Source organism: Nodosilinea sp. LEGE 07298 (assembly GCF_015207265.1).
Taxonomy (GTDB): Bacteria; Cyanobacteriota; Cyanobacteriia; order Phormidesmidales; family Phormidesmidaceae; genus Nodosilinea.
In genome coordinates this window covers 1-5605 of the sequence record NZ_JADEXE010000370.1, presented here as the reverse complement: position 1 = coordinate 5605, position 5605 = coordinate 1, and the positions used below count along the sequence as shown (strand labels likewise).

Below are 5605 nucleotides of genomic sequence, written 5' to 3'. Positions count from 1 at the left end.
GGGCGGGGGCCAAACTGTAAGTCGATCGCGCGCTCCCAGGGGGCCACAGGCGCGATCGCCACCAGGGCCAGCTGGTTGATCTGGTGCTTGAGCTGTTGGCTAAAGGTAAAGGTGTCTTGTCCCTTAGGGGGCGCATCTCCCAGGTGCAGCCGCGCCGCCTGCGGGTGCCACGAAATGGTCAGCCAACTGCGGCGATCGAGGGTTCGCAGGGCCAGGGCCAGGGTGGTGGTATCGAGCTGCACCACCGTTTCACAACGGGCGGGCACCCAGTCGGCTTGGAGGCTGTGGCACAAAGCCATCAAAGTCGTAAAGTCAACGGGCTGCACGGCAGCATTCTCCAGGTGAGACAAATGGGGCAGGCAGACACAGCCGTCTATGTCTGCGGATATAGGAAGATTAGCGGTTTAAAGCGCTAAGAACCTCCGATCGAGGGTTCCTAGGGCCGGAAGATGTAGCCCAGGGAACGAAATCGCCAAAAAACTGAAATTTTGCCTGAAATTAACCCTCAGCGCCAAATGGATTCGTTAGTATGGCAGATATTAGGATTTGGGCCTGATCTAGGCTCAAATGTAGAGCCTTCTGCCAAAAAAGCCTTGGGTTTTCTGGCCAGTTGGGGATAGCCCCGGCGTCAATACCAGAATCTCCCGTTATCGCTCCTTTTATATTATGGACATCAAGCTCATCAATATTGGCTTTGGCAATATCGTATCGGCCAATCGAGTCATTGCCATTGTTAGCCCTGAGTCTGCCCCCATCAAGCGCATTATTTCCGACGCCCGCGAACGAGGGCAGCTAGTCGACGCCACCTACGGTCGTCGCACCCGCGCCGTTATTATTACCGACTCAGGCCACACTATTTTGTCGGCCATTCAGCCCGAAACCGTAGCCCACCGCTTTGTCAGCGGCAAAGATAGCGATGGCAAAGCGTAGTTAGAGTGGGTAGGTAGTAGCCTCGATAGATTGAACAAACGCCCCATGATTGCCGTACTGGACAAAGCCCCTATCACCTTTGACGAGTTCATGGAGTGGTATCCAGAGAATTCGGAATATCGCTACGAACTGCGGCGGGGGGTGGTGATCGAGAGGCCTAAATCAAGGGGAAAACACTCTAAACTAGCAGGCGATTTGGCCTTTGAGCTGGGTACAGTCATTCGCAGCGCTAAAAAGCCACGTTTTATTCCGAAAGAATATGTGATTAAACCCTCGAACGACGTAGGCTATGAGCCAGATATTGTTGTGTTAGATGAAACGGCGATCGCTGATGAACCCTGATGGGAGCGAGAATCGGTGATTACCAAGGGCCAGTCGATCAAACTGGTGGTGGAGGTCGTATCTACCAACTGGCGAGACGACTATATGCTCAAGCTGGCTGACTATGAAGCCTTTGGCATTCAGGAATACTGGATTGTGGATTACCTGGGGCTGGGCGGACGGCGCTACATTGGTTCGCCTAAGCAACCGACCTTTACCCTTTGCCACCTGGTGGATGGGGAGTTTGAACTACAGCAGTTTCAAGGCAACCAACCGATCGTTTCTCCCACGTTTCCGGGGCTGTCGCTAACCGTAGATCAAGTATTCGGTTAGGGTTGTTCTACGGGTTAACTGAGAACGACTCCTGAGCCGAAGCTCGGTCGCTTCGACTCCCGGTCGGCCGCTGGCCTCGCCCTATCACTTTCTTTTGCTTGGTAGACTACTAGCAGGTTGTTACCCTACCTCCCCATGCCCGCCGATCGCCCCGAGTCTATTGAAAAAATTGTGGCCCGCTTTCAAAAGGCCGCTGACCCTAAACGTCGCTACGAGCAGCTGCTGTGGTTTGCCAAAAAGCTGGACCCGCTGCCCGAGGATTACAAAACTGCTGAAAATAAAGTACCGGGCTGCGTTTCGCAGGTGTTTGTGGTCGCCGATTTAATCGATGGCCAGGTAATCTACCAGGCCGACTCCGATGCCCAAATTACCAAGGGTCTGGTGGCGCTGCTGATCAAAGCCCTCAACGGCCTCAGCCCCGCCGAAATTATCGCTCTCAGCCCCGATTTCATTAAAGACACCCAGCTCGATGTCAGCCTTACCCCATCGCGGGCCAACGGGTTCTACAACATTTTTAAGACCATGCAGCAAAAGGCCCAGGCGCTGCTCGACGGGGCCGCACCCGAGGTACAGCTCAACTAGCCGCCCTGGAGCGACACGAGGGCTGTAATTCTCGCCCTTACCGCCCGACTCATTCCAGCGCTCTAGCTAAACTTTGATAAACTTTGGAATGCGAATCAGCCCCGGCTGACTCCGCCCCTGTTCCTATTGCTACTGGTTGGGCCTGTTCCATGAGCGAGTACAGCATTTTCACCTCCGAATCGGTGTCCGAGGGCCATCCCGACAAAATGGCCGATCAGATCTCCGATGCCGTATTAGACGCCATTCTTAAAGAAGACCTGCACGCCCGCGTGGCGGTAGAAACCCTGGTTAAAACCGGTATGGCCGTGATTGCCGGAGAGGTACGCACCAACACCTACGTCGATTTAGAAGATATCGTTCGCAACGTCATTTTGGGGATTGGCTACGACAGCTCTGATGTGGGGTTTGATGGGGCCTCCTGTGCGGTGCTCAATGCCATTGGTAAGCAGTCATCAGACATTGCCATTGGGGTCGATGTCGCTACCGATAAAGATTTGGGGGCGGGCGACCAGGGGCTGATGTTTGGCTATGCGACTAACGAAACCGACACCCTCATGCCTGCCCCCATCTACTACTCGCACCGGCTGGTAGAACGGCAGGCCCACCTGCGTAAAAACGGCGTGCTGCCCTGGCTGCGCCCCGACGCCAAGAGCCAGGTGACCCTACGCTACGAGAACCTGAAGCCGGTAGCGGTCGAAGCGGTGGTGCTCTCCACCCAGCACGACCCCGACATTTCTCAAGCCGATATTCGCGAAGCGGTGATGGAGGAAATTATTAAGCCGGTGCTGCCCAACGAGTGGCTCCACGCCGGTACTCAGTACCATATCAACCCCACGGGGCAGTTTATTATTGGTGGCCCGGTGGGCGACTGCGGCCTGACCGGGCGCAAGATTATTGTCGATACCTACGGCGGTATGGCCCGCCACGGCGGCGGTGCCTTCTCGGGCAAAGACCCCACCAAGGTCGACCGTTCGGCGGCCTACGCTGGCCGCTACGTGGCCAAAAATATTGTGGCGGCAGGCCTGGCCGATCGCTGCGAAATCCAGGTGTCCTACGCGATTGGGGTAGCCCGACCAACGTCGATTTCGATCAACACCTTTGGCACGGGCAAGATTGCCGATGGCGCGATCGCTGACCTGGTCAGCAAGCACTTTGACCTACGGCCCCAGGGGCTAATTGACATGCTCGACCTGCGCCGCCCCATCTATCAGCAAACGGCGGCCTATGGCCACTTTGGCCGCGAGCTGCCCGACTTCACCTGGGAGAAAACCGATAAGGCCGACCTGCTCAAGGTTGCTCCATAGACCAAGTTAATGACAAAGCCGTGCCTGCGATCGCGGGCACGGCTTTATCATCTTCCGTCTTCACCCCAAGCGGTCTACTTGTCTTCGGGGTTGATAACCGTAGTCTGGTGGGACAAAACGTTTGAGCTATCGTGGGGTTCGCTGTGGGTGCCGTGCTCAGCCTCCCTGGCTTCTTCGGCTCGGCGGCGGTTCATTAATAGTTCTTGGAGAGGATCACGCTTTTCTTCAGAAACGTGGATTTGAATATTGGGTCCCGATCGCGCCAGGCGGATCACAATGCCGTCTTCCACCGGCACTTCGGTAATACGGCGGCCGTCGAGGTAAGTGCCGTTGGTGCCAATGCTTTTGACCGCCCAACCGTTGTCGGTGCGGTGAACTTCGACGTGGTGGCGTGAGACAACGGCGCTGTAGAGAACCACATTATTATCGGTCGAGCGACCAATGCAAATCACAGTCTCTTGATCAAAGGACCAGCTTTGAACCGGGGTTTTGTGGAGAGGGTGCAATAGCGAAAGGGTAATCACATTACTCAATCAAAAACGATCCCTGTAGGTTTCAATCATAGAAGAGTCTGGTAGACCCCGGACTACTTTTAGACTCGGCCACCGCCGCTAGATAGGGGAATCCACTGACTAGATAATAGTCTAGGTTGAGGGCAATTCAGAGCAGGTGCGCAGCCCTTATCTAGCCATGCTGTCTGTGATCAAGGTTGAAGCGCAGATTCCAGATCTAGGTTGCCGACAGCCTGGCGATCGAGCAGCCAGCGCAATTCACCCTGGGGTCGCACCAGCCGCGAGGGGTAGGCATGATCGTCACCGCTGGGAGCAAATACCTGGGCCAAGGCCGCTTGCTTATCGGCCCCTGCCACCAAAAATAAGACCTGACGGCTCTGATTAATCAGCTGTGCAGTCAAGGTGATGCGGGGATCATCGCCTTTGTTACCTACAGTAACAAGATGGTCACTCACCGCCAGCGCCGCCGTATGGGGAAACAGCGAGGCGGTGTGGCCGTCATCCCCCATGCCGAGCAAGATGAGGTCAAACTCAGGGATTTGGTCAGGGGAGGTGCCCTGAAGACCGCCAAACACCGATTTTACCATCGCCTCGTACTGCCTAGCTGACGCTGCGGGATCGTCCTCCAGGGTAGGAGTAACCAGAATGTGGTCGGGCGGAATGGGCACCCGGTCGAGCCAGACGGCCTTAGCCATACCGGCATTGCTGTCGGGGTGGTCAATGGGCACATAGCGCTCGTCACCCCAAAAAATGTAGAGCTTCTCCCAGGGCAGGTCTTGTTCGGCCAGACCGGCATAGAGGGGTTTGGGGGTGCTACCCCCAGCCAGGGCCAGAGTGCAGTAGTCGTGGTCGGCCACGGCATTGCGAATGGCGTCTACAACCAGGGTTAAGGCTCGCTGCACCAGGGCAGGCTTGTCGGGCAAAATCTCAAGCAGGGGGGCAGTCATAGGTAGAATTACCGGTAACGACCCTAGAATGCCTCTTTGCAAGACGTTTTCACAGGGCTTTTCATAGAGCAGACTAGCTCAGTTCTGCTTTCAATTTCAGCGACTTAAGCTTTACTTTCAAAGCGGAGAGCCCTATGGTTCAATCTTTGGTTGACAAGCCGCTCAAAACCTTGAAAGCTTACGGTTAGCCCTATCCCCTCCGCTGGTGTTTTGGCCCCATGCAACTGACCCCCCAGGAAAAAGACAAGCTGCTGATTTTTACCGCTGCTCTGGTGGCCGAGCGCCGCAAAAACCGAGGCCTCAAGCTCAACCACCCCGAAGCGGTAGCCTACATCTCGGCGGCCATTTTAGAGGGGGCGCGCGACGGGCGCACCGTGGCCGAGCTGATGAGCTACGGCACCACCCTGCTCGGCCGGGCCGATGTAATGGATGGGGTGGCCGAGATGATCCACGATGTGCAGGTGGAGGCCACCTTCCCCGATGGCACTAAGCTAGTGACGGTTCACGACCCCATTCGGTAGGACGACCCATGGCTGCTGCCGCTACCCCCCCGCCCCAGGATATGAGCCTGGCTGCCGCTGATCGAGACGCCGTACTGGGCGCGCTGGTGACCCAGCTCGATGCCTATGTTTTTCCTGAGGTGGCAGAAAAAATTCAGGGCGACATTGAGCAACGC

7 protein-coding genes and 1 pseudogene are annotated in these 5605 nt (G+C 56.2%); 5 read left to right on the top strand and 3 right to left on the bottom strand.

Annotation, left to right across the window (positions count from 1 at the left end; genetic code table 11):
• A partial coding sequence (locus IQ273_RS29545; protein ID WP_194026681.1) for an NFACT family protein occupies positions 1–326 on the bottom strand: 326 nt, incomplete at its 3' end.
• Between the two features lie 340 nt (positions 327–666).
• Here IQ273_RS29545 and remA point away from each other — a divergent pair.
• From remA to metK, 4 genes and pseudogenes are all read left to right on the top strand, one after another.
• Entirely contained in the window at positions 667–930 is a 264-nt protein-coding gene (remA, locus tag IQ273_RS29540; protein ID WP_017298145.1) for an extracellular matrix/biofilm regulator RemA, read from the top strand.
• Between the two features lie 45 nt (positions 931–975).
• Positions 976–1584: pseudogene (locus IQ273_RS29535) on the top strand (Uma2 family endonuclease).
• Positions 1585–1719: 135 nt separating this feature from the next.
• Positions 1720–2166 (top strand): SufE family protein, encoded by a 447-nt coding sequence (locus IQ273_RS29530; RefSeq protein ID WP_194026680.1) that lies wholly within the window; start codon positions 1720–1722, stop codon positions 2164–2166.
• Positions 2167–2315: 149 nt separating this feature from the next.
• Positions 2316–3470 (top strand): methionine adenosyltransferase, encoded by a 1155-nt coding sequence (gene metK / locus IQ273_RS29525; protein WP_194026679.1) that lies wholly within the window; start codon positions 2316–2318, stop codon positions 3468–3470.
• A gap of 74 nt (positions 3471–3544) precedes the next feature.
• Here metK and IQ273_RS29520 read toward each other — a convergent pair whose 3' ends face one another.
• A complete protein-coding gene (locus IQ273_RS29520) occupies positions 3545–3994 on the bottom strand; it encodes an FHA domain-containing protein (protein WP_194026682.1) in 450 nt (149 codons plus the stop codon).
• 179 nt (positions 3995–4173) lie between these two features.
• On the bottom strand, positions 4174–4929 hold the full coding sequence (gene pgl / locus IQ273_RS29515) for a 6-phosphogluconolactonase (RefSeq protein WP_194026678.1): 756 nt from the start codon (positions 4927–4929) through the stop codon (positions 4174–4176).
• Positions 4930–5147: 218 nt separating this feature from the next.
• Here pgl and IQ273_RS29510 point away from each other — a divergent pair, with 218 nt between their 5' ends.
• Positions 5148–5450, top strand: coding sequence for an urease subunit gamma (locus tag IQ273_RS29510; protein ID WP_194026677.1), 303 nt, complete (start codon positions 5148–5150; stop codon positions 5448–5450).
• The last annotated feature ends 155 nt before the right edge of the window (positions 5451–5605 follow it).